Annotated in this window: 21 protein-coding genes; 5 read left to right on the top strand and 16 right to left on the bottom strand. The window is 68.1% G+C overall.

The window, feature by feature from the left end:
- Positions 1 to 10: 10 nt before the first annotated feature.
- The 9 genes from rpoS to BMZ19_RS04540 form a co-directional block, all read right to left on the bottom strand.
- The gene (gene rpoS / locus BMZ19_RS04580) at positions 11 to 1,018 is read right to left on the bottom strand and encodes an RNA polymerase sigma factor RpoS (RefSeq protein WP_090307562.1); all 1,008 of its coding nucleotides are present in this window, start codon (positions 1,016 to 1,018) and stop codon (positions 11 to 13) included.
- A 102-nt stretch (positions 1,019 to 1,120) separates the two neighbouring features.
- On the bottom strand, positions 1,121 to 1,933 hold the full coding sequence (locus BMZ19_RS04575; RefSeq protein WP_090307559.1) for a peptidoglycan DD-metalloendopeptidase family protein: 813 nt from the start codon (positions 1,931 to 1,933) through the stop codon (positions 1,121 to 1,123).
- 59 nt (positions 1,934 to 1,992) lie between these two features.
- Complete coding sequence (locus BMZ19_RS04570; protein WP_090307557.1) at positions 1,993 to 2,931, bottom strand: polyprenyl-phosphate transporter; 939 nt, start codon at positions 2,929 to 2,931, stop codon at positions 1,993 to 1,995.
- 29 nt (positions 2,932 to 2,960) lie between these two features.
- Positions 2,961 to 3,596 (bottom strand): protein-L-isoaspartate(D-aspartate) O-methyltransferase, encoded by a 636-nt coding sequence (locus BMZ19_RS04565; RefSeq protein ID WP_090308281.1) that lies wholly within the window; start codon positions 3,594 to 3,596, stop codon positions 2,961 to 2,963.
- 32 nt (positions 3,597 to 3,628) lie between these two features.
- Positions 3,629 to 4,375, bottom strand: coding sequence for a 5'/3'-nucleotidase SurE (surE, locus tag BMZ19_RS04560; RefSeq protein ID WP_090307554.1), 747 nt, complete (start codon positions 4,373 to 4,375; stop codon positions 3,629 to 3,631).
- Positions 4,363 to 5,424, bottom strand: coding sequence for a tRNA pseudouridine(13) synthase TruD (gene truD, locus BMZ19_RS04555; protein WP_090307550.1), 1,062 nt, complete (start codon positions 5,422 to 5,424; stop codon positions 4,363 to 4,365). The genes surE and truD overlap by 13 nt, the downstream gene beginning before the upstream one ends.
- Positions 5,425 to 5,429: 5 nt before the next feature.
- Entirely contained in the window at positions 5,430 to 5,903 is a 474-nt protein-coding gene (gene ispF / locus BMZ19_RS04550; protein ID WP_090307547.1) for a 2-C-methyl-D-erythritol 2,4-cyclodiphosphate synthase, read from the bottom strand.
- A 124-nt stretch (positions 5,904 to 6,027) separates the two neighbouring features.
- Positions 6,028 to 6,873, bottom strand: a complete 846-nt coding sequence (fghA, locus tag BMZ19_RS04545) for an S-formylglutathione hydrolase (protein ID WP_090307544.1) — start codon at positions 6,871 to 6,873, stop codon at positions 6,028 to 6,030.
- Positions 6,874 to 7,033: 160 nt separating this feature from the next.
- On the bottom strand, positions 7,034 to 8,146 hold the full coding sequence (locus BMZ19_RS04540; protein WP_090307541.1) for an S-(hydroxymethyl)glutathione dehydrogenase/class III alcohol dehydrogenase: 1,113 nt from the start codon (positions 8,144 to 8,146) through the stop codon (positions 7,034 to 7,036).
- Between the two features lie 171 nt (positions 8,147 to 8,317).
- Here BMZ19_RS04540 and BMZ19_RS04535 point away from each other — a divergent pair, with 171 nt between their 5' ends.
- Positions 8,318 to 9,223: a LysR substrate-binding domain-containing protein gene (locus BMZ19_RS04535; RefSeq protein ID WP_090307538.1), complete on the top strand. Its 906-nt coding sequence runs from the start codon at positions 8,318 to 8,320 to the stop codon at positions 9,221 to 9,223.
- Positions 9,224 to 9,229: 6 nt separating this feature from the next.
- Here BMZ19_RS04535 and BMZ19_RS04530 read toward each other — a convergent pair whose 3' ends face one another.
- The 4 genes from BMZ19_RS04530 to BMZ19_RS04515 form a co-directional block, all read right to left on the bottom strand.
- Entirely contained in the window at positions 9,230 to 9,940 is a 711-nt protein-coding gene (locus BMZ19_RS04530; RefSeq protein ID WP_090307535.1) for a tellurite resistance TerB family protein, read from the bottom strand.
- A gap of 95 nt (positions 9,941 to 10,035) precedes the next feature.
- Positions 10,036 to 11,142 (bottom strand): NADH:flavin oxidoreductase/NADH oxidase, encoded by a 1,107-nt coding sequence (locus tag BMZ19_RS04525; protein ID WP_090307532.1) that lies wholly within the window; start codon positions 11,140 to 11,142, stop codon positions 10,036 to 10,038.
- Positions 11,143 to 11,312: 170 nt separating this feature from the next.
- A complete protein-coding gene (gene recJ, locus BMZ19_RS04520) occupies positions 11,313 to 13,028 on the bottom strand; it encodes a single-stranded-DNA-specific exonuclease RecJ (protein ID WP_090307530.1) in 1,716 nt (571 codons plus the stop codon).
- 38 nt (positions 13,029 to 13,066) lie between these two features.
- Positions 13,067 to 13,594 carry a winged helix DNA-binding protein gene (locus tag BMZ19_RS04515; RefSeq protein WP_090307527.1) on the bottom strand — a complete coding sequence of 176 codons (528 nt, stop codon included), beginning with the start codon at positions 13,592 to 13,594 and terminating at the stop codon, positions 13,067 to 13,069.
- 181 nt (positions 13,595 to 13,775) lie between these two features.
- On the opposite strand from BMZ19_RS04515, the gene BMZ19_RS04510 reads away from it, so the two are divergent.
- The 4 genes from BMZ19_RS04510 to BMZ19_RS04495 all read left to right on the top strand — a co-directional run bounded on the left by BMZ19_RS04510 (position 13,776) and on the right by BMZ19_RS04495 (position 17,547).
- Entirely contained in the window at positions 13,776 to 14,525 is a 750-nt protein-coding gene (locus BMZ19_RS04510; RefSeq protein WP_090307525.1) for a 5-oxoprolinase subunit PxpA, read from the top strand.
- Positions 14,522 to 15,223: a 5-oxoprolinase subunit B family protein gene (locus BMZ19_RS04505; protein WP_090307522.1), complete on the top strand. Its 702-nt coding sequence runs from the start codon at positions 14,522 to 14,524 to the stop codon at positions 15,221 to 15,223. The genes BMZ19_RS04510 and BMZ19_RS04505 overlap by 4 nt, the downstream gene beginning before the upstream one ends.
- Positions 15,220 to 16,179 carry a 5-oxoprolinase subunit C family protein gene (locus BMZ19_RS04500; protein ID WP_090307519.1) on the top strand — a complete coding sequence of 320 codons (960 nt, stop codon included), beginning with the start codon at positions 15,220 to 15,222 and terminating at the stop codon, positions 16,177 to 16,179. The genes BMZ19_RS04505 and BMZ19_RS04500 overlap by 4 nt, the downstream gene beginning before the upstream one ends.
- Before the next feature lie 141 nt (positions 16,180 to 16,320).
- On the top strand, positions 16,321 to 17,547 hold the full coding sequence (locus BMZ19_RS04495) for an NRAMP family divalent metal transporter (RefSeq protein ID WP_090307515.1): 1,227 nt from the start codon (positions 16,321 to 16,323) through the stop codon (positions 17,545 to 17,547).
- A gap of 24 nt (positions 17,548 to 17,571) precedes the next feature.
- Here the strand turns inward: BMZ19_RS04495 and BMZ19_RS04490 are convergent, their stop codons facing one another.
- The 3 genes from BMZ19_RS04490 to BMZ19_RS04480 all read right to left on the bottom strand — a co-directional run bounded on the left by BMZ19_RS04490 (position 17,572) and on the right by BMZ19_RS04480 (position 24,716).
- Positions 17,572 to 18,114, bottom strand: a complete 543-nt coding sequence (locus tag BMZ19_RS04490) for a YaeQ family protein (protein WP_090307508.1) — start codon at positions 18,112 to 18,114, stop codon at positions 17,572 to 17,574.
- 53 nt (positions 18,115 to 18,167) lie between these two features.
- Positions 18,168 to 19,328 carry a GGDEF domain-containing protein gene (locus tag BMZ19_RS04485; protein WP_090307505.1) on the bottom strand — a complete coding sequence of 387 codons (1,161 nt, stop codon included), beginning with the start codon at positions 19,326 to 19,328 and terminating at the stop codon, positions 18,168 to 18,170.
- Positions 19,329 to 19,481: 153 nt separating this feature from the next.
- Positions 19,482 to 24,716: a DNA repair ATPase gene (locus BMZ19_RS04480; protein WP_090307502.1), complete on the bottom strand. Its 5,235-nt coding sequence runs from the start codon at positions 24,714 to 24,716 to the stop codon at positions 19,482 to 19,484.
- Positions 24,717 to 24,821 lie beyond the last annotated feature (105 nt).

Genomic DNA, 24,821 nt, shown 5'->3' with positions numbered 1-24,821 from the left:
CTGGAACGCCCTACTGGAACAACGACTCGCTGGAGAGGCCGTTGTTTTCCAGGATCTCGCGCAGGCGCTTGAGCGCCTCGACCTGGATCTGTCGGACCCGCTCGCGGGTCAGACCGATCTCCCGGCCGACTTCCTCCAGTGTGCTGCTCTCGTGGCCGCGCAAGCCGAAGCGACGAATCACCACTTCGCGCTGCTTTTCCGTCAGTTCGGACAACCACTGGTCAATGCTCTGCCCCAGATCCTCGTCCTGCAGCAGCTCGCACGGGTCGGTCGGATGATCGTCGGTCAGGGTATCCAGCAGGGTCTTGTCGGAGTCGGGACCAAGGGCGACATCCACCGAGCTGACCCGCTCGTTGAGGCCGAGCATGCGTTTGACCTCCGCCACCGGCTTGTCCAGCAATGTGGCGATTTCCTCGGCGGTGGGTTCGTGGTCGAGCTTTTGGGTCAGCTCTCGCGCAGCACGCAGGTAGACGTTGAGCTCCTTGACCACATGAATCGGCAGACGGATGGTGCGCGTCTGGTTCATGATCGCCCGCTCGATGGTTTGACGGATCCACCAGGTGGCGTAGGTGGAGAAGCGGAAGCCGCGCTCGGGGTCGAACTTCTCGACGGCGCGAATCAGACCGAGATTGCCTTCTTCGATCAGATCGAGCAGGGTCAGCCCGCGATTGACGTAGCGGCGGGCGATTTTCACCACCAGACGCAGGTTGCTTTCGATCATGCGCTTGCGCCCGGCCGCTTCGCCGCGGCGGGCCATGCGTGCGAAATGGACTTCCTCTTCCGGGCTGAGCAAGGGAGAGAAGCCTATTTCATTGAGATAGAGCTGGGTCGCATCCAGCGCCCGGGTGTAGTCGACGAACTTGTGCTGCCGTGCCCCCACCGCCTTGGTCGAGCTGACGACCGCCTCGCCGCTCTCTTCATCGCCATCGGGCAAAAGCATTTCCGGGACGATGCCTGCCTCCAGCAGGAGCACCTCATCGTCACTGTCAAACTCCGGCGTTTTTTTTGTAATTGCCATCGTGCTGCTCCCTTTGCTGAGTTCAACAACAGGCCACGCCACAGCTTGTCTCACTGCGCCCCGAAGCCTGTTTACCTCACGCTATCGGCAAAGGGTGACAGTTCAGCGACGCGGCAGATATTGCAAGGGGTCAACTGGCTGTCCCTGACGGCGAATCTCAAAATGCAGTTTCACCCGATCAGCTCCGGACGACCCCATCTCTGCAATTTTCTGGCCGGCCTTGACCTGTTGCCCCTCCCGAACCAGCAGCCTGCGGTTGTGTCCGTAGGCACTGACGTAAGTGTCGCTATGCTTGATGATAACCAGCTCACCGTATCCCCTGAGCCCATTACCGGCGTATACCACACTCCCGGTAGATGCCGCCACAACAGGCTGGCCTAATTCGCCGGCTATATCAATGCCTTTGTTCAAACTGCTGTTTGAAGAGAATAAACCGATCAACTGGCCATTGGCCGGCCAGGCCCAACCCTTGGCGGAGATGGCCGGCGGGGCCGCCTGCCCCGCCGCTGGCGTTACCGGGGTTGCCTGTGGCAGCGGAGCCGTCACCGGCACCGCAGTCGCCAACGGAGTGCGGCCAGCGCTGGCCGCCGAGGGCGCCGGAGTCACCCTGGATACCTGCGCACCGCTGTCGCCGAAGCGGATCACCTGGCCCACTCGAATGGTGTAGGGCGGGGCGATGCCGTTGCGTCCCGCCAAGGCCTTCCACTCCCAGCCATATCGGCTGGCGATCGAATAGAGGGTGTCGCCACGCTGTACCCGGTATTGCCCCTGAGTCACTGGCTGCCGCGCCGGTACGCTCGCCGGTCGGCTGCCGATGGACTCACTGGTGCCGCTCGACGTCGCGCAGCCGCCCAGCAGGCCCAACAGCAGGCTCGCCCCCAGGCACACCGACAGCCGCAAACTACCACTCAACATAACCGCCCCACATCGCCGTCCTTCCTGCTCGCGCAGATTACCTTGTTCATTGCCTCTACTCAGGCCTGTTGTCCGGAAAGGCGCTGCTGCCGCTTGGCCACCCACTCCAAACCCAGCACCAGCGCCACACCTCCCAGCGCCAGCAATACCGCCAGCAGCAACTGCGGATCCTGACCACTGATGTCGGCATAGCTGCCCGGTAGCAGGTTGCTCTGCAGCACGGGCTGCAACTGGCCATGGCTGTCGGTCCGCCAGGTCAGGGTTTCCTTCCACGGCCAGACCTTGTTCAGCGAGCCGAGCATCAGGCCGACCAGAAAGGTCAGGGTCAGGTTGCGCAGATGGTTGAGCATCCAGCTCAGCAGGCGGGCGAAGCTGAGCAGGCCGCAGACACAACCCGCGGCGAACACCAGCAGCACCGCCAGATCCAGACCTTTGACGGCATCCAGCACGAAGCTGTACAGCCCCATCAGCACCAGCAGGAAACTGCCGGAAATGCCCGGCAGGATCATTGCGCAGATGGCGATGGCACCGGCGAAGAACAGGCTCAGTGGGTCATGCCCCCACTGCATCGGCGCCGCCACGGTGATCCACCAGGCAAACAGGGCCCCGAGGGCGAAGCTCAGCCAGCTCGGCCAGTTCCAGCGGCTGATCTCGCGACCGACCAACCAGGTCGACACCACGATCAGGCCGAAGAAGAACGACCAGATGGCGATCGGCTGATGCTCCAGCAACCAGGTGATGCCCCGCGCCAGGCTGAACACGCTGCCGAGGATGCCGGCGAACAGCACCAGCAGGAAATTGGCGTTGGCGGTCTGCCAGGCCTGGCGCAGATTGCCGCGCACGAGCTCGCGCAAGGCACTCGGCACCGCGGCAATCGAGCGCAGCAGTTCATCGTAGATGCCGCTGATGAAGGCGATGGTGCCCCCGGACACCCCCGGAACCACGTCGGCGGCGCCCATCGCCACGCCCTTGGCAAACAGCAGGAAATAATTTCGCATCGGTCTTTTCCGTAAAACAGACGAGGGGCTCAGAATACCGAGCCATTCAGCAAGGGAACGAAACGCACCGGATCCAGCACCTGGCGGGAAAACCCGCTGCCCTCGCGCACGATGAGCATCAGCTGCTGCTCGTCGCCACTGCCGACCGGGATCACCATCCGGCCACCCGGCGCCAGCTGGTCGAGCAGCGCCTGCGGCACCTGGGCCGCGGCGGCGGTGACGATGATGCCGTTGTAGGGTGCCAGTGCCGGCCAACCTTCCCAGCCATCGCCCCAACGAAAGACCACATTGCGCAGGTTCAGTTCGAGCAGACGCTCCTTGGCGCGATCCTGCAGCGACTGGATGCGCTCGACCGAGAACACCCGCTCGACCAGTTGGGCCAGCACTGCGGTCTGGTAGCCGGAGCCGGTGCCGATCTCCATCACCTTGTCCAGCGGCCCGCCGGCCAGCAGCAGCTCGGTCATGCGCGCGACCATGAACGGCTGGGAAATGGTCTGGTTGTGACCGATCGGCAGCGCGGTGTCCTCGTAGGCCCGATGCGCCAGTGCCTCGTCGACGAACAGGTGGCGCGGCGTGCGACGGATCACCTCGAGCACCTGGTCGTTGCTCAGGCCTTCGTCGTACAGGCGCTGGATCAGCCGCTCGCGGGTACGCTGCGAGGTCATGCCGATCCCGCGGCGCTGCAGATCGTCCTTTATCACAGCAGATTCTCCAGAATGCTCAGGCCGCGGAAGGCCTCGTGAAAGGTCCTGTCCAGCTGCAGCGGGGTGATCGACACGTAGCCCTGCATCACCGCGTGGAAGTCGGTACCCGGCCCGCCATCCTCTGCATCCCCGGCCACCGAAATCCAGTAGCCCTCCTTGCCACGCGGATTGACCGACTTGACCGGCGCCGCTGCCCGCGCCCGATGGCCAAGGCGGGTCAGCTGCACACCGCGGATGCGCTCCAGCGGCAGGTTGGGGATATTGATGTTGAGCACGGTGCGCGGCGGCAGTTCGAGCTGGTCGTGCATCTCCACCAAGCGCCGGGCGATATGCGCGGCGGCCGGCAGGTTGTCGGTCAGCCGCGACAGCAGCGAGAAGGCGAACGCCGGCTTGTCGAGGAAGCGGCCCTCCAGGGCGGCGGCCACGGTGCCTGAATACAGCACATCGTCACCCAGGTTGGCGCCCAGGTTGATGCCCGAAACCACCATGTCCGGGGTATGTTCGAGCAGGCCGTTGAGGCCCAGGTGCACACAGTCGGTAGGCGTACCGTTGATGCTGATGAAGCCATTGTCCAGCCGCTGCGGATGCAGCGGGCGGTCGAGGGTCAGCGAACTGCTGGCCCCGCTGCGGTCGGCATCGGGCGCGATCACCACGCACTCGGCGTAATCCGCCAGCGCCTGGTGCAGCGCAACTATCCCGGGGGCGTACACGCCGTCATCGTTGGCGATCAATATTCGCATGGGGTGTCCACAGGTCCTGTCGGCAAGAGGCGGACGAGCTCGCGCACCAGCACGGTAGCGAAGCAGCCGGCCGGCAGGACGAATTCCAGTTGCAGGATGTCAGTGGCGGGATAATGCCACGTCAGCCCGCCGATGGGGAGGCGCAGGATGCGCCGCGCCTGCTCCAGCCCGGCCTGCTCCAGCCAGCTGACCAGGACGGCCTCGTCCACCTGCAGCTGCTGTTCGAACACGCGCACCGCGCCACCGGTCTCCAGCTCGCCGCCGCCGAACAGCGGCCCGGTGGGATGCAGATCCAGCGCGGTCAGGCGCGGATCGCTGCACTCGGCCTCGCCGGCGGGGAAGAAGCTGCGACTGTCGGTGAAGGCCAGCAGATCACCGGGCTGGGCGCGGTTCCAGCTGCCATCGGCCACCCGCGCGGCCAGCACACGGTTGAACAGGTAGCTGCGCGCCGCCGACAGTACCCGCGAGCGACGGTTGCGCTGCTCCGGCAGGGTCTTGCGCTCGGCCCAGTGACGCGCCTCGTGCAGGTTGCCGCCGTCGAAGCCGAAGCGCTGCAAACCGAAGTAGTTGGGCACCCCGCCCGCGGCGATCTGCTGCAGGCGCTGCTCCAGTGCCTCGCGCTCGGCCTGCAGGGCGGTCAGGCGGATGATGAAGCCGTTGGCGGCATGGGCGCCGCGCTGTAGCTTGCGTGAGTGGCGCGCGCGCTCGAGGATGCGCAGGTCGTCACCCTCGGCGGCAGCCAGATCCGGATCGGCCTTGCCCGGCAGGTGCAGGCTGAACCACTGACGGGTCAGCGCCTGGCGATCCTTGAGGCCCGCGTAGCTGATCGCCTTGAGCGGCACGCCGGCGGCGCGGGCAATGCGCTTGGCCGCATCCTCGGTGTTCAGGCCGCGCTTTTCCACCCACAGCCAGAGGTGCTCGCCGGCACCGGACAAGGGAATGTCCAGCACCTCGTTGACCTGAAAGTCCTCGGCCGTGTGCTTGAGCACAGCCTGGCCGCAGGGCTCGCCCCAGGCGGTGGGACCGAGCAGGTCGAGTTCGCCGAGCATGCCACTCATAACGCGACCAACAGGGCGACCGCATGCACGGCGATGCCCTCTTCGCGACCGGTGAAGCCGAGTTTCTCGGTGGTGGTGGCCTTGACGTTGACCTGGTCCAGCTCGATGCCGAGATCGGCGGCGATATGCGCGCGCATCGCCTCGACATGCGGGGCCATCTTCGGCGCCTGGGCGACGATGGTCGCGTCGACGTTGCCGACCCGCCAGCCCTTGGCCTGGACCAGGGCGAGGACATGGCGCAGCAGTGCACGGCTGTCGGCGCCCTTGAACTGCGGGTCGGTATCCGGGAAGTGCCGGCCGATATCACCCAGTGCCGCCGCACCGAGCAGCGCGTCGCTCAGCGCATGCAGCAGCACGTCGCCGTCGGAGTGAGCGATGAGCCCGAACGTGTGGGGAATGCGCACGCCGCCGAGAGTGATGAAGTCACCCTCGCCGAAGCGGTGCACGTCGTAGCCGTGGCCGATACGCATAAGGAAAACGCCCTGAAAAAGTCAGGGCGCGATTCTACAGGACTCGCGCCCTGAAGGAGGCCCATCACCGTTGCCGGGTGAAAGAGCGCACAGCGTTACCCACCTTCGCGCGGTTACTGCCGAGTCAGGCGTTCAGCGCCTGGGCGTGATGACGCAGATGGTCGTCGATGAAGCTGGCGATGAAGTAGTAGCTGTGGTCGTAGCCCGGCTGCAGGCGCAGGGTCAGCGGGTGACCGACCGCTGCGGCGGTAGCGCGCAACATCTCCGGTTTGAGCTGCATGGCCATGAAGCTGTCGGCATCCCCCTGGTCGACCAGGATTGGCAAACGCTTGCTGGCGGTGGCCAGCAGTGCACAGGCATCCCACTGCCGCCAGCTGTCGCGATCCGCGCCGAGGTAGCGGCTAAACGCCTTCTCGCCCCAGGGGCAGTTGCTCGGGTTGGCGATCGGCGCAAAGGCAGACAGCGAACGGTAGCGCCCCGGGTTGCGTAGCGCACAGACCAGCGCGCCGTGACCGCCCATGGAGTGGCCACTGATGCCACGGCGGTCGGAGACCGGGAAGCTGGCCTCAACCAGCGCCGGCAGCTCGTGCACCACGTAGTCGTGCATGCGGTAGTGCGCAGCCCACGGCTCCTCGCTGGCATTCAGGTAGAAGCCGGCACCGTGACCGAAATCCCAGGCGCCGTCCGGATCGCCCGGCACCCCGGCGCCGCGCGGACTGGTATCCGGCGCGATCAGCACCAGCCCCAGCTCGGCGGCCAGGCGCTGCGCGCCGGCCTTCTGCATGAAGTTCTCGTCGGTGCAGGTCAGGCCGGACAGCCAGTACAGCACCGGCAGCTTCGCCCCCTCCCGCGCCTGCGGCGGCAGATAGACGGCGAACACCATGTCGCACTGCAGGGTGGCCGAGTGGTGACGGTAGCGATGATGCCAGCCGCCGAAGCTTTTCTGGCTGGAGAGCAGTTCGAGGGGCATGGCTGGGTTCCTGGCAGACGCGTGCGGCGCGGGTAATGGCTCGTTCTTGTGGGAGGCCCGCCCCGGGGCGATGCTCTTGCCCTGCTGGCGGACCTGCGGCCCGCATCGCCGCGAGGGCGCGCCGCCACAGGAGCGGGGCGCAGCACGCCCCGCCCCGCGATCAGAAGTGGATGACGGTACGGATGCTCTTGCCCTCGTGCATCAGGTCGAAGGCCTTGTTGATGTCTTCCAGGCCCATGGTGTGGGTGATGAAGGTATCCAGCGGGATTTCGCCCTTCTGCGCCTTCTCCACGTAGCCCGGCAGCTCGCTGCGGCCCTTGACGCCGCCGAAGGCGCTGCCGCGCCAGACGCGACCGGTGACCAGCTGGAACGGCCGGGTGCTTATCTCCTGCCCCGCCGGCGCCACGCCGATGATGGTCGACTCGCCCCAGCCCTTGTGGCAGCACTCCAGCGCCGCGCGCATCAGCTGCACGTTGCCGATGCACTCGAAGGAAAAGTCCACGCCACCGTCGGTCATCTCGACGATCACCTCCTGGATCGGCTTGGCGTGGTCCTTCGGGTTGACGAAGTCGGTGAGGCCCAGCTCGCGGGCCACGGCCTCCTTGGCCGGATTGATGTCGATGCCGATGATCCGGCTGGCCTTGGCCATCTTGGCGCCGATGATCGCCGCCAGACCGATACCGCCCAGACCGAAGATGGCCACGGTGGAGCCCTCGGTGACCTTGGCGGTATTGAGCACCGCGCCGATGCCGGTGGTCACGCCGCAGCCGAGCAGGCAGACCTTCTCCAGCGGCGCCTCCTTGGGGATCTTGGCCAGGGAGATTTCCGGCAGCACGGTGAACTCGGAGAAGGTCGAGCAGCCCATGTAGTGGTAGATCGGCTGGCCGTTGTAGGAGAAGCGGGTGGTGCCGTCCGGCATCAGGCCCTTGCCCTGGGTGGCGCGCACCGCGCCGCACAGGTTGGTCTTGCCGGAGGTGCAGAACTTGCACTGGCCGCACTCGGCGGTATACAGCGGGATCACGTGGTCGCCGACCTGCAGGGAGGTGACGCCCTCGCCCACCGCCTCGACGATGCCGCCACCCTCGTGGCCGAGGATGCACGGGAACACGCCTTCGGAGTCCTGCCCCGACAGGGTGTAGGCATCGGTGTGGCACACACCGGTAGCGACGATGCGCACCAGCACTTCGCCGGCCTTGGGCGGCGCGACATCCACCTCGACGATCTGCAGCGGCTGATTGGGAGCGAAGGCTACGGCGGCACGCGACTTGATCATGCGGAACTCCTGGAAACGATGGCAGCGGCGCACAGCCACGGGGACTGCACACAAATGGAATGGCATGAAGTGTAGATCAGCGCCGAATGGCGAGTAATCGGCGCTCAGGCAAAATATTATTGCCGTACAGGGATAATCTTCTTCGCCAACCACTCTGCCCAAGGAAAAACCATGAACCGCTGGGAAGGACTCGACGAGTTCGTCGCCGTGGCCGAATGCGGCCAGTTCACCGCTGCCGCCGAACGCCTTGGCGTCTCGTCCTCGCATGTCAGCCGGCAGATCGCCCGCCTCGAGGAATGCCTGCAGGCCCGCCTGCTCTATCGCAGCACCCGCAAGGTCAGCCTGACCGAGGCCGGACAGACCTTCCTGCAGCACTGTCGCAACCTGCTGGACGCCCGCGACGAGGCCTGGCGCGCGGTCAGCGACCTGTCCGCCGAACCCAAGGGCCTGTTGCGCATGACCTGCGGGGTGGCCTACGGCGAGCGTTTCGTGGTGCCGCTGGTCAACGAATTCATGGCCCTGCACCCGCAGCTCGGCGTGGAGATCCAGCTGACCAACCGCACCCTCGACCTGCTGCACGAGGGCCTCGACCTGGCCATCCGTCTCGGCCGCCTGAGCGACGAGCGCCTGGTGGCGACCCGTCTGGCGCCGCGGGTGATGTACCTGTGTGCGACGCCCGCTTATCTCGCGCGCAGCGGCGCGCCGCAGAGCCTGGGCGAGCTGACGCGGCACAACTGCCTGATCGGCAGCAGCGATCTGTGGACCTTCGTCGAGGACGACCGGGAAACCCAGCTGCGCGTGCAGGGCAACTGGCGCTGCAACAGCGGCGCCGCGGTGCTCGACGCCGCCCTGCGCGGTTTCGGCCTGTGCCAGTTGCCCGACTACTACGTGCGGGAGTACCTGCACAGCGGCGCACTGGTCTCCCTGCTGGAGCAGCACCGCCCGCCGAACACCGCGGTGTGGGCGCTGCATCCGCCGCAGCGCAACCTGTCGCCCAAGGTGCGCCAGCTGGTGGACTTTCTCAAACAGCGCCTCGGCGAGTTGCCGGAGTACCGCCAAGTGGACTGCTCCCGCTGAGGGCGACTACTGCGCCTGCTGCACCTGGCGATCCAGCTCGCTGCGCAGCCCCGGATCGAGGCGCAGCTGACGGGACAGCTCGTCGAGGTAGGCGCGCTCCATGAAGTTCTGCTCGTCGACCAGCAACAGGCTGGCCAGGTACATTTCCGCCGCCATCTCCGGGGTCTGCGCGGCACGCGCCACAGCCGCGGGATCGAGTGGCTGGTGCAGCTCGCGGTCGATCCACGCCAGCAACTGCGGGTCGTGGCTGAGCTTGGCCACCTCGGCGTCGATCAGCTGACGCTCGCGCTCGTCGATATGCCCGTCGGCCTTGGCCGCCGCAATCACCGCCTGCAGGATGGCGTGGCTATGCTGCTCGATTTGCGCCGGTGGCAGACGGTCCACGGTCTGCGGGGCACCGAGGGCCGCACCGGCAGCGGCGCCCTGCTGTTGCTGCTGCCAGTTGCCGTAGGCCTTGTAGGCCATCACCCCGAGCGCGGCCAGACCGCCGTAGGTCAGCGCCTTGCCGCCGTACTTGCGGGCCTTCTTGCTGCCCAGCAGCAGGCCGATGGCACCGCCCGCCAGTCCTCCCCCGGCCGCTCCAGAGAGCAGGCTACCCAGCCCGCTGTCCTTGCCAGCCGGCCGTTCTTCGTTGCGCAGCTTCGATTGGTTGCCAGCGTTGCCCAGCAGGCCGGGAACGGCCTTGAGCAACTGATCGAGCAGACTGCGGGTATCCATGAACATTCTCCGCCGATGAAAGCATCGATTCTGCACCAAGGGAGGCTGTCTCCTCCGGCTACTGTGCAAGCGAATGTAACCGCTCGCCCCCGTTCTCAGTCCAGCTGCTCGCTGATATCGCGGATCGGCGTGTCGCGCTGGGCGGCCCGCACGTACTGCGGCGGCCAGGGCAGGCGATGGCCCAGAGCCTCGGCGGCACGCAGCGGCCAGTAGGGATCGCGCAGCAGCTCGCGGGCGAGAAACACCAGGTCGGCCTGCTCGCTGCGCAGCACGTGCTCGGCCTGGGCCGGCTCGGTGATCAGGCCCACCGCCCCGGTGGCAATCCCGGCCTCGCGGCGCACCCGCTCGGCGAAACGCGCCTGGTAGCCCGGTCCGATCGGGATCTGCGCGCTGGCCGCCAGCCCGCCGGAGGACACGTCGACCAGGTCGACGCCATGCTCCTTGAGCAGGCGGCAGACCTCGACCGTCTCCAGCTCGCTCCAGCCGCCATCCACCCAGTCGGTGGCGGACAGGCGCACGAACAGCGGCAACTCGGCCGGCCACACCGCGCGCACTGCATCGACCACTTCCAGCAGCAGGCGCGTGCGGTTGGCGAAGCTGCCGCCGTACTCATCGTCGCGGGTATTGCTGAGCGGCGAGAGGAACTGGTGCAGCAGATAGCCGTGGGCGGCATGCACCTCGACCACCTTGAAACCGGCCTGGAGGGCGCGCTCGGCGGCGCGGACGAAGTCCTCCACCACACCGGCGATCTGCTCGCGGCTCATGGCCTGGGGGACGTGATGGTGTTCATCGAAAGGAATGGCCGAAGGCGCCAGCGGCGTCCAGCCGCCCTCCTCCAGCGGCACCGAGCCCGTCCTGCCCGACCACGGCCGCCAGGTGCCGGCCTTGCGTCCGGCATGCGCCAGCTGAATGCCGGCGACCGAACCCTGGCTGTCGATGAAGCGGGTGATGCGCCGCTGCGGCTCGATCTGCTCGTCCGTCCACAGGCCCAGACACTGCGGGCTGATCCGCCCCTCGGGAGTGACGCCGGTAGCCTCGACGACGATCAGCCCGGCGCCACCGGCGGCGCGGCTGCCCAGATGGACCAGATGCCAGTCGTTGGCCAGGCCGTCGCGGGCACTGTACTGGCACATCGGCGAGACCCCGATGCGGTTGGGCAGGGTCAGTTGCCGCAGGGTCAGCGGCTGGAACAGCTGGATCATGGCGAAGCTCCGCAGGTCGTCCGTTATCCGAAAGATATGGCGCCGTCCAGACGGAGAATCAAGGGGGCATCCCATCGCAGGCACGCCGGTCCAGGCGGCGGATGGACGCGAAGCGTCCAAGGCCGGGTTCCCACGCAGGAGCGAGGGAACCATCAGGGATCAAGGGGCGCTCAGCGCGCTTCGAGATGGGCGACCAGCAGCTGCACGCTCTCCTGACCGCGGTACTCGTTGACGTCAAGCTTGTAGGCCACCTCGGCCCAGCGCACGTTGGGGTTGGGCCAGACTTCGCGGTCGACGTTGAAGGCGATGGCATCCAGTTGGGCGCCGCCGCATTCGGACTTGAGCACCAGCTTGAGGTGCCGCTCGCCGACGATGCGCTGCTGGACGATCTCGAACACGCCGTGGAACAGCGGCTCGGGGAAGTGCTGGCCCCAGGGCCCGGCATGGCGCAGCTGTTGGGCCAGGTCGAGGCGGAACTCGTCGGCGGCCAGTGCGCCGTCGGTGAGCAGGCGGCCGGCGAGGTCGTCCTCGACCAGTTGGCGGCGCACCTCGGCGTCGAAGGCGGCGGCAAAGGCACCGAAGTTGGCCTGCGGCAGCGACAGGCCGGCGGCCATGGCGTGGCCGCCGAATTTGCTGATCAGCCCCGGATGGCGCGCCGCCACCGCGTCCAGCGCGTCGCGGATGTGGAAGCCGGGGATCGAGCGCGCCGAACCCTTGAGCACGCCGTCGCCGGCGTCGGCGAAGGCGATGGTCGGGCGGTGATAGCGCTCCTTGAGGCGCGAGGCGAGGATGCCGATCACCCCCTGGTGCCAGTCGGCGTCGAACAGGCACAGACCGAACGGCAGCTCCTCGACCTGCAGGTCCTTGAGCTGGGCCAGCGCCTCGCGCTGCATGCCCTGCTCGATGGCCTTGCGGTCGTGGTTGAGCTGATCGAGCTGCTGGGCCATGTCGCGAGCCAGCGCCTCGTCCTCGCAGAGCAGGCATTCGATGCCCAGGCTCATGTCGTCGAGTCGGCCGGCGGCGTTCAGGCGCGGGCCGAGGATGAAGCCCAGATCGGTGGAGGTGATGCGCCGGTGGTCGCGGCCGGCCACTTCGAGCACCGCGCGCAGCCCCGGCCGAGCCCGGCCGGCGCGGATGCGCGCCAGGCCCTGGTGGACCAGGATGCGGTTGTTGGCGTCCAGCGGCACCACGTCGGCGACGCTGCCCAGCGCCACCAGGTCGAGCAGCTCGGCCAGGTTCGGCTCGGCAATGCCGCGGCGGGCGAACCAGTCCAGCTCGCGCAGCCGCGCGCGCAGGGCCAGCATCACGTAGAAGATCACCCCGACCCCGGCCAGCGCCTTGCTGGGGAACGAGCAACCTGGCTGGTTGGGATTGACGATGGCGTCGGCCGCCGGCAGCTCCGGCCCGGGCAGGTGGTGGTCGGTGACCAGCACCGCCAGCCCGGCCGCCTTGGCCGCCGCCACGCCGTCGAGGCTGGAGATGCCGTTGTCGACGGTGACCAGCAACTGCGGCTGCTTGTCCAGCGCCACCGCGACGATCTCCGGGGTCAGACCGTAGCCATACTCGAAGCGGTTGGGCACCAGATAGTCGACGTGCGCGGCACCCAGCATGCGCAGCGCCAGCACGCCGACCGAGCTGGCGGTGGCGCCGTCGGCATCGAAGTCGCCGACGATGACGATGCGCTGGCCCTGCTCAAGCGCGGTCACCAGCAATTCGACCGCCGCGTCGATGCCCTTCAGCTCGCGATACGGAATCAGCCGCGCCAGCGCCTTGTCCAGCTCGGCGGCGGACTGCACGCCACGGGCGGCGTACAGGCGGGTCAGCAGGGGCGGCAGATCGCCGAGATCGGGCAGGACGGACGGCAGGGAGCGGGGAACGATATGCATCGGGGCTTCGCTTCAGGACTCGGCAAGGGACAGATGGATCACAGCGAGGTCGCCGCACGGGCGGCCTGGTCGTAGACGCCGGACAGGGTCCGCAGCAGGCCGGCCAGGCGGTGCAGTTCGGCGGGGTCTATCTTCAGGCTATCGAACGAGGAGATCAGACATTCGCCGCGAATCTCGGCGTACTCCTGGCACAGCGCCCGGCCCTGCTCGGTGGTGCGGTAGAACATCTCCTTGCCCTGCTTCTCGCCCTCCACCAGGCCGAGCTTGATCAGCTTCTTCAGCGCGTAGGTCACCGTGTGGGTGTCCTCGATGTTGAGCAGCAGGCACAGGTCGGCCTGGCGCTTGGCGCGGTCACGGCTGGTCAGGTTGTGCAGCACCATCACGTCGAGGGCATTCAGCTCGGTGCCGCCCGCGGCCTTCATGCAGCGCTCCATCCAGCGCATGAAGGCATGGCTGGCGATGATCAGGCCGAACTCGAGCTCGGACAGTTCCTGCGACTGCGCAGCCAAGTGGGCAGAGGCCACTATGGGCGAGCGCGGCGACCGGGTGCTGGGTAGATCAGCCATCGTGCATTCCATCGGTGCGGGCAATTGAGGCGGGCAAGCATAGCAGGAATGCACCGCTCATCCGCAGGGCTGCCACATAGCAAATTTATGTTGACGTTTTATCAACGTTTTATCATTGTTTTGCCAAGGACGCTGCCCGCGCCCACCCTTAGCCACCAATAACAATCAGGGGAACCCAGCCATGAGTCGCCTGCTCCTCAACTGCGATATCGGCGAAAGCTTCGGCGCCTGGACCATGGGCCTCGATGCCGAGGTCATGCCGCACATCGACTGCGCCAACATCGCCTGCGGCTTCCACGCCGCCGACCCCTCGATCATGCGCCGCACCGTGGCCCTGGCGGTGCAGCACAAGGTGCGCATCGGCGCCCACCCCGCCTACCCCGACCTGGTCGGCTTCGGCCGCCGCTCGATGGCCTGCAGCGCGCAGGAAGTCGAGGACATGCTGCTCTACCAGATCGGCGCGCTGGACGGCATCTGCCGCGCCGAGGGCACCCGGGTCAGCTATGTCAAGCCGCACGGCGCGCTGTACAACGACATGATGCGCCAGCCCGAGCTGCTGCGCGCGGTGCTGCGCGCGGTGCGCCTCTACGATCCTTCCTTGCCGCTGATGCTGATGTCGGTGCGCGACAACAGTGCCGCCGAGGCACTGGCCGCCGAGCAAGGCGTTCGGCTGTGGTTCGAGACCTTCGCCGACCGCGCCTACGACGCCGCCGGCTTCCTGGTCGCACGCAGCCAGCCCGGCGCGGTGCACCACGACAGCGAGCAGGTGATCGCCCAGGCGCTGGCCCTGGCCAGCGGCCAGACGCTAACCGCCAGCGACGGCAGCGCCCTGCTCCTGCGCGCCGACAGCCTGTGCGTGCACGGCGACAACGCCGGCTCGGTGGCTGCGGTGCGGCGCATCCGCGAAGCCCTGGACGGGTTGCCGGCATGAAGCTGCGCATCGAGCCCGTCGCCGTCGACTGCCTGATGCTGCGCCTGTTCGACAGCATCGACGAGACACACATGCCTTGGCTGCTGGCCGCCACCCAGCGCCTGCGCGAGACCTTCGGCGCGGCGCTGATCGACCTGGTGCCCTCCTACACCACCCTGATGCTGCACTACGACCTCGCCCAGCTGGACGACGACCAGGCTCGCACGCTGATCCACCAGGCTCTGCACCACCTCCAGCCTGCCAGCGCCGGCAGCGGCACCCTGCACCGCCTGCCGGTGTGGTACGACGCCTCGGTGGGGCCGGAACTGCCGCTGCTGGGCGAGCGCAGCGGTCTGGGCAGCGCCGGGGTGATCGAGCGCCACAGCCAGCACGAGTACCAGGTGTTCGCCCTCGGTTTCGCCCCCGGCTTCGCCTTCATGGGCCTGGTCGAGCCGCAGCTGGCCTCCCCGCGCCTGGCCACCCCGCGCCAGCGCGTGCCCGCCGGCAGCCTGGGCATCGCCGACCGGCAGACCGCCGTATATCCCTCCGTCTCTCCCGGCGGCTGGAACCTGATCGGCCGCATGCCCATCCCGCTGTTCGACCGCGAGCAGGGCCGCAGCCTGCTGCAGCCGGGCGACCGGGTGCGCTTCGAGCCGGTCGAGCGCGGCGAATTCCTCCGCCTGGGCGGCGACGACACGCCCTTCGAGGTGCAGCCATGACACTGCTGATCGAACGCCATGGCCTGCTGGCTACCCTGCAGGACGCCGGCCGCTTCGGCGTGCGCCACCTAGGCGTCGGCCAGGGTGGCGGTGCCGACTGGATCGCCCTGCGCTGGGCCAACTGGCTGCTCGGCAACCCGCTGGACGCCGCGGTGATCGAGATCACCCTCGGCGGTTTCGCCGTGGTCGCCGAGCAGGACTGCTGCCTGGCCCTGTGCGGCGCCGACCTGGACGCGCGCCTCGACGACGCGCCGCTGGCCCCCTGGCGCAGCTTCGTCATCCGCAAGGGCCAGCGCCTGAGCCTCAACCAGGCGCGTCTTGGCGTGCGCGCCTACCTCGCCGCGCCGGGTGGCTTCCAGGCCCCCGCGGTGCTTGACAGCTGCGCCACGGTGGTCCGCGAGGGCCTCGGCGGCCTGCACGGCGACGGCCGCCCGCTGGCCGACGGCGAGCGCCTGCACTGGCGCGCCGCCGCCTCCCCGGCACCGTGCGCGCTGCCCGCCGAGCGGATTCCCGACCTGGCCAGCCGCGCCCTGCTGGAGGTGGTGCTCGGCGCGCAGATCGGCGACTTCTCCGGGCAGAGCCTGTTCGATGCCTTCAACAGCGACTGGAAGGTGGACAACCGCGCCGACCGCATGGGCGTGCGCCTGCTCGGTCCGCGTCTGGAGTGCCGGCGCCGCGACATGATTTCCGAAGGCATCCCGCTGGGCGCCATCCAGGTGCCGACCGACGGCCAGCCCATCGTCCTGCTCAACGACCGCCAGACCATCGGCGGCTACCCGCGCCTCGGCGCACTGACCCCGCAGGCGGTGGCGCGGCTGGCGCAGTGCGCGCCGGGCACCGTCCTGCGCCTGGCGCCGCTCGGCCTGGAAACCGCCCAGCGCCAGCAGCGGCAGTTGCTGGCGCAATGGCAGCACAGCCATGCAGCGGCCTCCGCTCCGGCCAGGCGCACCGCCTGACCGGCACGGAAGGCGGAAGACCGCTGCGACAAGCAACGCCCACGGCCGGGACGCCGTGGCACTGGCCCCCGGGGATCCCGCTCCGAAGGCCCTGAACCACCTACCCTCGCCCCAACAAGAATTATGAGAAGGTACCGAAAAATGCAGTCCACCCAAGTGTGTTCCAGCATGCCCCAGACCTCGCAACGCAGCGTACTGCGCGGCGCCATCTTCCTGATGGCGACCTCGTCGATCGGCCCGGCGTTCCTCACCCAGACCGCGCTGTTCACCGAGAAATACTTGGCCAGCTTCGCCTTCGCGATCCTGATCTCGCTGCTGATCGACATCGGCGCCCAGCTCAACATCTGGCGGGTGATCAGCGTGTCCAACCTGCGCGGTCAGGACGTGGCCAACCGGGTGCTGCCCGGCCTCGGCCACCTGCTAACCGGCTTCATCGTCCTCGGCGGCATCGCCTTCAACATCGGCAACATCGCCGGGGCCGGCCTGGCGCTCAACGTGATCTTCGGCGTGGCGCCGCTGGTCGGCTCGCTGATCGCCGCAGTGGCGACCATCGCCATCTTCCTGGTGCGCAACGCCAGCCGGGTGATGGACGCGGTGACCCAGCTACTCGGCCTGCTGATGCTGGTCATGGTCGGCTACGCCGTGTACTCGGCCAATCCGCCAGTGGCCGCGGCGCTGAGCCATACCTTCGCCCCGGACGACCCGCTGATCCTGATGCTGCCGATCATTACCCTAGTGGGCGGCACCGTCGGCGGCTACATCTCCTTCGCCGGCGGCCATCGCCTGGTGGAGGCCGGCATCACTGGCGTTGAGAACGTCGGCGTGGTGACCCGCGCCGCCGTGACCGGCATCCTCACCACCGGCGTGGTGCGCATCTGCCTGTTCCTCGCCACCCTCGGCGTGGTCAGCCAGGGCGTGAAGCTCGATCCGGGCAACCCGGCTGCCTCGGTGTTCGCCCATGCCCTCGGCGACTTCGGCTACAAGGCGTTCGGCCTGGTGCTGCTGGCCGCCGCAGTGTCCTCGGTGATCGGCGCCGCCTACACCAGCGTGAGCTTCCTGCACTCGGTGCACAGCAGCGTGCGCAGCCACAGCCAGCGCTGGGTGATCGCCTTCATCGTCTGCTCCACCCTGATCTACTGCCTGGTCGGCAAGCCGGTGCAGGTGCTGGTGGTGGCCGGCGCACTGAACGCCCTGGTCCTGCCGCTGGCGCTCGGCTGCATCCTGTGGGCGGCGCACCAGAAACGCATCGTCGGCACCGACTACCAGCACCCGCGCTGGATGCTGGCGTTCGGCGCGGTGGCGATGGTGGCTACCGCGGTCGGCGTGGTGATGTCGTTTCAGTCGCTGCTGCAGTTCTGGCAGAGCTAAGCGGCCTGCTCGGGAGGGTGCGGCTCAGCCGCGCTCGCCGGCCAGCCATTCAAGCGGCACTTCGTGCTGGCCGCGCTCGTCGGTGATGAACAGCGAGCCATCGCTGATCATCACGCTCCAGCTGATCGAGCGCGGCATGTCCTTGGCCAGATTCTCCAAGGCAGCCTGGTCGACGGCCACCACATTGATGTTCTTCAGGCTGCGCACGCCATCGAGCACCTTGGTCTGCCAGACCCGCAGGTTGCCGTAGGCGACCAGGCTGAAACGCTCGCAGCGCCGCGAACACCAGGTGATGCGCTCGGCATCCGGCTGGCCGACTTCAATCCAGTGCAGCACGCGGCCGTCGAGGCTCTTCTCCCACAGCGCCGGCTCGTCGACATCCGACAGGCCACGGCCGAACGACAGCTGCTCGTGGTACCACAGCACATAGGCAATCAGGCGCGCAGCCATGCGCTCTTCGGTTTCCGAAGGATGCTTGGCAACGGTGAAGCGCAGGTTCTCGTAGACGTTGCGGTCCAGATCGGTGAGGTTGAGTTCGACTTTGTAGGGCGTTGACTGCAGGGCCATGGACGGGTTCTTGGCTGATCGGGAAAGACCGTCAGTGTAACCCGAATCGCCGCTCAGCCCGGCATCGGCTGCTCGGCGTAATGCTCGACCCGGTTGCGGCCGTTGGCCTTGGCCCGGTACAGCGCCTGGTCGGCCAGTGCCAGCAAGCGCGGCAGCTCGTAGCCGGCCTGGGCCACCCCGGCGACGCCGATGCTGACGCTGCAGCACTGCGCCTGACCGGGCATCAGCGCATGGCACTCCCGGCGGATGCGCTCGGCCACCAACTCGGCCTGCGCGGCGTCGGCATCGGGCAGCAGGCAGGCAAACTCCTCGCCGCCGATGCGCCCGCAGACATCGGACTGGCGGATGCTCTGCGCCAGCACGCGGCCGAAGCCGATCAGCGCGGCATCGCCCATGGCATGGCCATAACGATCGTTCAACTGCTTGAAGTGATCGAGATCGCACATCAGCAGAGCCACCGGACTCCCGACGCGCTGGCAGTGCGCCAGCAGCACCTGCGCAACGTCCATGAAGGCGCGGCGATTGCCGATGCCGGTCAGCGGATCGCAGTTGGCCATGGCGCGCAAACGCAGTTCGGCCCGCTCTCGCACCATGGCCAAGGTGACGAAGGCGATGCCGATGGCGAACAGGAAGGCCTCCAGCAACCGCCAGGTCACGAAGCTGTCGTCCAGCCCGCTCCATACCCGCTCGATGGCCTGGCCACTATCCACCAGCAGCAGGCTGGCGCAGAACAGCGCATGCATCAGGGACAGCGCCACGGCCGGCATGATGGCCGCCTGCAACTGTCGGCGCGCGCGCCACAGCTCCCAGGCCGCCATGGCGCTGTAGAGGACGGAGAGCAGGGTGACGACCGTCACCCGCAACGGCGGCGAACTCATGAAGTGCGGCCACAGGCACAGCAGAACCCACAGCAGTGCACCGCCGACGATACCCGGCCAGCAGGGCCGCCGACCGGCGAACACTCGCATGGCGGTCCAGCCCAGCCCCGCCGCCAGGCGCAGCAGCGCCTGGCCGAGCACGATGGACAGGTTGTCCACGCCTACGCCGCGCAGGCTCACCACCAGAGTGCCCAGCGACGCCAGCACAAGCATGCCGGCCATCCAGCCAAGGGTCGCCTCGCCCTCGCTGCGCCGCGAGGCATGCAGCATCAGGCCGCCGAGCAGGGCGAGCACGCAGATGTCGAGCAGCAGCAGGGTCGGCAGATGCAGGGTCATGACGGCTCGCGTGATGGGTTGATCCCCGGGACGGCCTGGAATGGCGCCTGCCCACGGAAAGCAGGTGAACCAGAACACACTCTACGTGCGCAGCCCCCCGCGACGCCAGAGGCCCACGCCCCTGTCATGATCGGCGCTCCAGCAATCGGCCCCTCAGCCAGGCATTCCCTCCGTCTCATCGCGGACCTCGCGGCCGCGGCGCAGCCCCAGCGCGCGCATGTCGCGAGACAGCTCGTGCAGGTGCTTGTGGATGCGCAGGCCGATGTCGCCCTTCTTCTCGATGGTCTGGATCAGCGGCAGGAAACTCTCTTGCAGCGATTGCGCCAGCCCCTCGAGCAGCGCGGTGAAGTCCGGCTGCGGCGCCGCCGCCACTTCCACCGCGACCTGCGGGCGCTGTTCGGCCAGCGCCTGCAGGCGCGCGAGCAGTTCGTCCCAGGGCACCGGCACTGCAGCAGCGCCGAGCCCCTGCACGGCGTCGGCGAGGTCGCGCAGCTGGGCCACCACGCGCACGCCGACGTCGGCCTCGCCGCCGCCCATGGCCTTGGTGCGGCGGAAGTCGGCGCGGATCTGTTCCCAGCGTGCGGCCTGCTCGGCGGTCAGGTTGCCGCGCAGTTCGGCGAGCTTGAGCAGGTTCTCCTCGGCGCCGGTGGTAAGCAGCTGCGCCTCACCCTGGTAGTGGTCGGCGATCAGCTGCAGCAGCTCGGTGTCGTTCATCACCGCGCTGATCTTCTCGGCCATCTTGTTCATGTTGCGGTAGCTGCCCTGCAGTTTGAACGGCGGCTCGCTGCGGTACTGGTCGGCCTGGGCGGCGCTGGCGATGTACTGCTGGTTGACCCGCAGTACCACGTCGCGCACCTGCATCAGGCGTTGCAGGGTGGCGGTGATCTCGTCCAGCTCGGCGCCGCTGTAGGCGTGCGACAGCTCGTTGGCGGAGAACTCGCGGCCCTCGGCCCTGGCCACCAGGCGATAGAGGTCGGCCATCTCGCGGGTGGCCAGCGGCGCCAGCACCGGGTTGGAGGTCAGCGCGTTCTCGATGTAGCTCAGCGCGAAGGCCTCCTGCATGCCGCCGAGGGTGTCGCCGAGGTTGTAGATGTCGGCGCGGTTGGCCAGCATGTCGGGGATGCGGAACACCTCGCCGGACTCGGTGTAGGGGTTGCCGGACATCACCACGCAGAACTTCTTGCCGCGCATGTCGTAGGTGCGCGTGCGGCCCTTCCACACGCCCTCGATGCGCCGGGTGCCGTCGCACAGCGAGATGAACTTCTGCAGGAATTCGGGGTGGGTGTGCTGGATGTCATCGACGTAGAGCATCACGTTGTTGCCCATCTCCAGCGCCAGATTGAGCTTCTCCAGCTCCTGGCGGGCGGTGGCGTCGGGCGCCTGCGCCGGGTCCAGCGAGCGCACCTCGTGGCCGAGTGCCGGGCCGTTGATCTTCATGAAGATCAGCCCGAGGCGGTGGGCGACGTACTCCATCAGGGTGGTCTTGCCGTAGCCGGGCGGCGAGATGAGCATCAACAGGCCCATCAGGTCGCTGCGCTTGTTATCCCCGGCGCTGCCCATCTGCTTGGCCAGGTTGTCGCCGATGAAAGTCAGGTAGACGTCGTTGATCAGCTTGTTGCGCACGAAGGAGCTGAGCGGACGGGCCTTGAACTCGGCCAGGCGCAGCGCGGCGCGCTCGCGGGCGATCACCGCCTGGCGCAGCGCCTGGTAGCGTAGAAGACCCGGCAGGTAGTGCTCGCGGTGCGCGCGCAGGCGGGCGAACAGGTCGTCCAGCGCCAGCTCCAGGCGCTGCTCGCGGATGCGCGGGTACTCGCCGAGCAGGCCCTCGACGCTGAAACGCAGGTCGGCCTCGGTGACGCGGCGCGGCAGGTCCTCGGCCAGCAGCTCGAGCGCCATCGCCTCGGGCGCGTAGGCGGCCATCGCGGCGAACTCGGCCTGGCTGCACAGGCCGTGCAGCCAGTCAAGCGCCAGCGTCCACTGCGCCGCCGGGCGTTCGGCCAGCCGCGCCAGCGCCTGGCGGTAGTCGTCCCACATGCGCGCCTCGACCAGCCGCGCGCGCAGGGCTTCCTGCAACTGGCGGGCGTACTTGCTGAAGGTGAACTCGATGCGCTCGGCGGCCAGTTCCTGCACCAGATACTCGGCGGCCTCGGCCACCACGGCGTCGTCCAGTCCCAGCGGCTGTTCGGCGAGGAAGGCGTGCAGGGCGGCGGCGATCTCGCCCTGCAGGGTGCGCAGGCCGTCGTCGCGGCCGAACAGCTGGCGGATGTGCCGGCTAGTGCGCGCCCGCTCCGGCCACTGCGCCGGCTGCTCCTGGCTGCGGAGGCGGTCCCAGCACAGGCAGGCGAAGGCGCGCGGCAACGGCGCGTGACGCAACAGCCCGGCGCTGCCGGTCAGCGGCAGCAGGCGGGCGAGGATGGCGGCGGCGTCCTGGTCGTGGATGCCCTTCTCGTAGCCTTCCTTGTAGCGCGGCGCGGCGAACTCGCGCACCGCGCGGACCAGTTCCTCGGGCTGTGCGAGCAGCTGCCTGAGGCGATCCAGATCGAGGCCGCCCTCGCCGGCCTCGGCAGCGGCGAGCACCTCGCCGGCCAGGTATTCGCCGCGGTACAGCTCGGCCGATTCCGACTCCAGGCTGGCCGGCCAGAACTCGCGCAGCGCCTCCAGCTCGGTGTCCTGCAGCGGTTCGAGAAAATCGGTGCCGGTCAGGTGCAGACACAGCTGATCACCGCGCGGCAGCAGGGTCAGGTCCAGCTCCTGGGTGTTGACGCTGAAGCGGTGACGCGGACCGAGGCGGATGACGTTGCCGCCGGCCTCGAACAGCTCGCTCTTGTCGCGCAGGGCGCGCACCGCCTGGTCGCGGGCGCCCTTCAGGCGCGCCTCCAGGTCGTCGGCCTTGACGCTGTCCTTGAGCTCGCGCAGGCGCTCGGCCAGGTCGCGCAGCTTGAGGATCAGCGGGTCGGCGGCGAAGAAGGCGTTGAGTTCCTCCATGATCGCGAGGCGCGCGGTGCGCCGACCAAGGCTGTCGAGGATGCGCCGGGCGGCGTCCTGCAGGCCCTGGGCCTTGCGCTGGCGCTCGTCTAGCAGCGCCTGCTTGTGCGCCTCGAAGGTTTCCAGCAGCTCCTCGCGCTTGCCGAGGATGTCGGCGAGGAACTGCTCCTGCTCGCCGAAGCGGCTCTCCAGCTCCTCCAGCTGCAGCAGCAGGCGCGCCAGCTGCTCGTCGCAGCGCTCCGGGTCGCTGGCCTGGCCGAGGGCGCCGGTGATGCCCTGGCCGAACAGGCGGAACTGGGCGCCGAACTGGGCGACCGTCTCCGCCGAACCGAGGCTCTTGCGGCGCTGCTCGGCGCGGGCGCGCGCCTGGTTGAGGCGCGCGTACAGCTCGGAGATCGCCTCGACGATGCGCGTGCGCTCGGTGGCATCGTCGATCTGCAGGCTAGCCATCAGGTTGGACAGCATGTCGAGGTCGGCGGCCATGGCCTGCAGGCCGGCCAGCGGCTCGGCCAGCTGCGCCACGCTGGCCGCCTGCTGCGCCACCGCATCGAGCTGCACCAGGCGCTCGGCATAGGGGTGCAGGGCCTGCTCGCCGGCGAGGAAGCGCGCGGTGGCCGCGGCAACCTGCGCCTGGGCGTCGAGCAGCGCCGTCTCCATGACGTCGATGCGCGCCACGTCGATGTAGCGGTAGTCGCGAATGGTCAGCAGCAGGCCACGCTGGGCGGTCAGATTGTTCAGCGCCTCGACGAAGGACGCCACCGCGTCCCAGCCGTCCAGGTGCAGGCCGGACAGCAGCGCCTTCTGGCGGGTCTCGGCCTCGGCCATGGCGCGCGCCGACTGCTGGCGGATGCTCTCGACCTTCTCGAATTCGTCGAGCACCAGCTCGGCGGTGGCGGCGATCTCGCGCAGCAGCGGCGCCAGCTCGCCGACCTCGGCGGCGCCCAGCCAGTGGTGAGCGTCGAACAGGCGGCGCACGTCCTGGCACAGCTGGCTGTAGCGCTGCACCGACACCTCCTGGGCGTCGATCTCGCGGCACAGGTTGCGCAGCTCGGACACCCCGCGCACCAGCTCGGCGTTGCCGATGCGGCCGAGGAAGCCGCTGCGCGTCGGCTGGCGGGCGGCGAATTCGTCGCTGGCGAACGGCGTCTGCCAGATTTGCATGGGGTGGATGCGCGTCGGCTCGGCGCCCTCGGCGGCGAAGATCACCATGCGCCCATCCTCCAGGCGCGCATAGCCGTGGCCGAAGATCGGGCTGTGCAGCTGGCGCTCGATCAGGTTGTAGGTGAACAGTGCCGAGCGGCCCTCCTCTGGCTGGTAGAACACATAGAGCACGTCCTCGCCGTTGGGCGAGCGCACCGCGCGCTTGAAGCGCATGCCGGCCATCGGCTGCTCGAAGGTCCTGGACTCGCCGCTCTGCAGGTAGTAGCCGCCGGGAAAGACGATGCCGTGGTCCTCGGGCAGCTGTACGCAGGCCAGGCCGATGGCGTCGATGCGCTCGACCCGGCGGGTCAGGCAGTTGAACACCAGGTAGCGCCACTGCTCCTCGCGGTACGGCAGCACCTTGAGCAGGATCAGGCTGCCCAGGCGGGCGAACTCGATCTGCGCGTCGTCCAGCGACTGGGTCTTGTCCACCACCGCCTCGCGGTAGATGCCCAAGCCATCCTCGGTGTTGTTCTCGACCTTGATGGTCAGATCGCCGCCGATGGTCTCGACGAACACCGTGTCGAGGATGTTGAGGTGCGGATGGCGGCCGTTGACCACCATCTCGCGCCTGGTTTTCTGCCACTCGAAGTCGTGGGGCTGCGGCAGGGCGATGTCGCGCTCGCCGCGGTTGTCGATGTAGCGCACCTCGCGGCCATCCACCGAGATCGACCAGCGGAACACGCGGATGTCGGTCAGCCGCTCACCGATCTGGAAGCTGGCCAGCAGCTTGCCATCCCGCACCACCAGCTGCAGCAGGCGGGTGTTCTTGTAGTAGGTGTACAGCTCGCGGAAGTCCTGCACGAAGCTGGCCTGACCGAGGAAGCTGGTCTCCAGCAGCTGCGCCTCGGCCTCATAGCCTTCCTCGGCCTCGCTCAGGCGATACAGGGAGAACACGTCCTCGATGCGGGTTTCCTGCTTGAGGCCGAGAAACACGTTGTAGCCGAACAGCAGGCAGTCGCCGACCTGGACGATGTCGCGGGCGATGCAGTTGTTCTCGGTGCGGATACGCACCCGGCCGAGCACCGCCATCTCGCTGGCGCCGAACTCGGCCAGGCGCTGGGCGTTAAGCGCATCGCTGCCTTGGCGCAGGCGCTGGCCCTGCTCGGCCAGGCGCCGCTGCAACACCTCGTAGGCGCCGCCTTGGGCGACGGCCTGATCCACCATGTCCTGTTCGAGGCTGGCGTCCTGGGCATCCGACATCGTTGTGCTTCCTGAAGGTGACATGGCCGGACGTGACGAGGCCGCGCCAGGTGAGGAGTTCGTGTCGTAGGAGCGAAGTCATTCACGACCAGTCGCAGATAAATC

Source organism: Pseudomonas linyingensis (assembly GCF_900109175.1).
Classification (GTDB): domain Bacteria; phylum Pseudomonadota; class Gammaproteobacteria; order Pseudomonadales; family Pseudomonadaceae; genus Geopseudomonas; species Geopseudomonas linyingensis.
Note: the sequence above shows the minus strand (reverse complement) of the source record. Positions and strands in the feature narration are given on the sequence as shown.

Bases quoted from the DNA above. Each gene is read 5' to 3' on its own strand.
- rpoS (WP_090307562.1), bottom strand. From the start codon at position 1,018: ATGGCAATTACAAAAAAAACGCCGGAGTTTGACAGTGACGATGAGGTG.
- BMZ19_RS04575 (WP_090307559.1), bottom strand. From the start codon at position 1,933: ATGTTGAGTGGTAGTTTGCGGCTGTCGGTGTGCCTGGGGGCGAGCCTG.
- BMZ19_RS04570 (WP_090307557.1), bottom strand. From the start codon at position 2,931: ATGCGAAATTATTTCCTGCTGTTTGCCAAGGGCGTGGCGATGGGCGCC.
- BMZ19_RS04565 (WP_090308281.1), bottom strand. From the start codon at position 3,596: ATGACCTCGCAGCGTACCCGCGAGCGGCTGATCCAGCGCCTGTACGAC.
- surE (WP_090307554.1), bottom strand. From the start codon at position 4,375: ATGCGAATATTGATCGCCAACGATGACGGCGTGTACGCCCCCGGGATA.
- truD (WP_090307550.1), bottom strand. From the start codon at position 5,424: ATGCTCGGCGAACTCGACCTGCTCGGTCCCACCGCCTGGGGCGAGCCC.
- ispF (WP_090307547.1), bottom strand. From the start codon at position 5,903: ATGCGTATCGGCCACGGCTACGACGTGCACCGCTTCGGCGAGGGTGAC.
- fghA (WP_090307544.1), bottom strand. From the start codon at position 6,873: ATGCCCCTCGAACTGCTCTCCAGCCAGAAAAGCTTCGGCGGCTGGCAT.
- BMZ19_RS04540 (WP_090307541.1), bottom strand. From the start codon at position 8,146: ATGATCAAGTCGCGTGCCGCCGTAGCCTTCGCTCCCAATCAGCCGCTG.
- BMZ19_RS04535 (WP_090307538.1), top strand. From the start codon at position 8,318: ATGAACCGCTGGGAAGGACTCGACGAGTTCGTCGCCGTGGCCGAATGC.
- BMZ19_RS04530 (WP_090307535.1), bottom strand. From the start codon at position 9,940: ATGGATACCCGCAGTCTGCTCGATCAGTTGCTCAAGGCCGTTCCCGGC.
- BMZ19_RS04525 (WP_090307532.1), bottom strand. From the start codon at position 11,142: ATGATCCAGCTGTTCCAGCCGCTGACCCTGCGGCAACTGACCCTGCCC.
- recJ (WP_090307530.1), bottom strand. From the start codon at position 13,028: ATGCATATCGTTCCCCGCTCCCTGCCGTCCGTCCTGCCCGATCTCGGC.
- BMZ19_RS04515 (WP_090307527.1), bottom strand. From the start codon at position 13,594: ATGGCTGATCTACCCAGCACCCGGTCGCCGCGCTCGCCCATAGTGGCC.
- BMZ19_RS04510 (WP_090307525.1), top strand. From the start codon at position 13,776: ATGAGTCGCCTGCTCCTCAACTGCGATATCGGCGAAAGCTTCGGCGCC.
- BMZ19_RS04505 (WP_090307522.1), top strand. From the start codon at position 14,522: ATGAAGCTGCGCATCGAGCCCGTCGCCGTCGACTGCCTGATGCTGCGC.
- BMZ19_RS04500 (WP_090307519.1), top strand. From the start codon at position 15,220: ATGACACTGCTGATCGAACGCCATGGCCTGCTGGCTACCCTGCAGGAC.
- BMZ19_RS04495 (WP_090307515.1), top strand. From the start codon at position 16,321: ATGCAGTCCACCCAAGTGTGTTCCAGCATGCCCCAGACCTCGCAACGC.
- BMZ19_RS04490 (WP_090307508.1), bottom strand. From the start codon at position 18,114: ATGGCCCTGCAGTCAACGCCCTACAAAGTCGAACTCAACCTCACCGAT.
- BMZ19_RS04485 (WP_090307505.1), bottom strand. From the start codon at position 19,328: ATGACCCTGCATCTGCCGACCCTGCTGCTGCTCGACATCTGCGTGCTC.
- BMZ19_RS04480 (WP_090307502.1), bottom strand. From the start codon at position 24,716: ATGTCGGATGCCCAGGACGCCAGCCTCGAACAGGACATGGTGGATCAG.